The organism is Leucobacter chromiiresistens, assembly GCF_001477055.1.
GTDB lineage: Bacteria > Actinomycetota > Actinomycetes > Actinomycetales > Microbacteriaceae > Leucobacter > Leucobacter chromiiresistens_A.
The window spans coordinates 1-1,717 of sequence record NZ_LDRK01000144.1; the positions used below are offsets into that span (position 1 = coordinate 1).

2 protein-coding genes are annotated in these 1,717 nt (G+C 74.8%); both read left to right on the plus strand.

Translation table 11 applies throughout. The features are described 5' to 3' along the window. Positions 1–1,114 (plus strand): thiamine pyrophosphate-binding protein (locus tag NS354_RS12680; RefSeq protein WP_058594803.1); only part of this gene is annotated, 1,114 nt, incomplete at its 5' end. Further along, the coding region (locus NS354_RS12685; RefSeq protein ID WP_275934834.1) for an NAD(P)-dependent oxidoreductase at positions 1,111–1,717 on the plus strand (607 nt) is incomplete at its 3' end. The genes NS354_RS12680 and NS354_RS12685, both read left to right, overlap by 4 nt.

Sequence of the window (1,717 nt, forward strand, 5' to 3'; positions counted from 1 at the left end):
CGCGCCCCGCGCCGGTGCTCCGGCGAAACGGCCGGACGGGGAGCGCGTCGCGACCGCGGCCCGACTGCTCGCGGAGGCCCGGAAGCCGGTGGTGCTCGCCGGCGGCGGGTCGCGCGGCGCCTCCGCCGAGCTGCGCGCGCTCGCCGAGCGGCTGTCCGCTCCCGTCGTCACGACGCTCAACGGCAAGGGCGTGCTCGACGAGCGGCACCCGCTGGCGATCGGATCGAGCCTGCGCCTCGCCGCCGGCCGCGCCCGCGCGCAGGAGGCCGACGTGCTGCTCGTCGTCGGATCGAAGCTCGGCGAGGCCGAGCTCTGGGTCGACCGTCTCGCGGCGCGGGGCACCGTGATCCGCATCGACCTGCTCGACTCCCAGATCGCGAAGAACCAGGACGCGGATCTCGGCATCGTCGCAGACGCGCGCGCGGCGCTCGCCGCGATCCTCGACGCCCTCGAGCAGCACCCCGTCGACGCCGCAGAGGCGCAGGCGCGGAGCGAGGAGGCGGAGGCGTCGGTCGCCGAGACGATCGCGCGGGTGCGCGCCGAGTCGAACGAGCTGTCGCCGCAGAACACGGCCCTCGCCGAGCACATCGCCGCGGCCCTGCCCGAGCGGGCCGTCGTCGCCACCGACTCCTCCCAGATCGCCTACTGGGGCCTGCTCAACACGCTGCGCGTCTCCGAGCCGAACTCGACGCCGTACATGGCGACCTACGCGACGCTCGGGTACGGCCTCCCCGCCGCGATCGGCGCACGCATCGCCGCACCCGACCGGCCCGCCTTCGTGGTGGTCGGCGACGGCGCCCTCATGTTCTCCATGCAGGAGTTCATCACCGTCGTCGAGCAGCGCCTCGACGTGACCGTCGTCGTCGTCGACAACGGCGGGTACGCCGAGATCAAGCAGAACGAGGCCGACGCGGGCATCGCGCCCGTCGGCGTCGACCTCGTGCAGCCCGACTGGGCGGCGGTGGCGACGGCCTTCGGCGGCACCGGGCGCCGCGCCGCCGACGCGCAGCAGCTCGCCGCCGCGGTGGAGGCCGCGGTCGCGGAGGGCGGCCTGCAGCTCATCCACATCGACCAGGCGGCGTACGCTTACGACTCGGGGGAGGCCCGGCGATGACGCACCACCTCGACGCGCGGCGCCCCGTCGCCGTCTACACCGACGCCGACGACACCGACATCACGCCCGGGGTGCGCCTGCTCGAAGCCGCCGGCTACGAGGTGCGCGTGCTCGGCACCCGCGACGCAGCCGAGATCATCGCCGGTGCCCGCGACGCCGAGGTGCTGCTGCCCGGCTACGCGAGCATCACGCGCGAGATCATCGACGCGCTGCCCGAGCTGCGCATCATCGCGCTCATGTCCATGGGCTTCGACTACGTCGACATCGACGCCGCGGCCGAGCGGGGGGTGTGGGTGACGAACGTGCCCGGCGCCGCCACCGAGGAGGTCGCGACGCACGCCCTCGCGATCCTGCTGCACGCCGTGCGCCAGCTGCCGTTCTACCTCGCCTCGGCCACTCCCGGCGACTGGAACTCGCGCGCCGACGCCGCACCGCCGCGCCTCAGCGAGACCACGCTCGGCATCGTGGGGCTCGGCAAGATCGGCCGCGAGCTCGCGCGTCTCGCGGGCCCCCTCTTCGGGCGAGTGCTCGGCTACGACCCGCTGCTGCCCGACACTGCGGCGGTGCGCGCCGAGCTCGACGGCCTCGGAGTGACGCGCACCG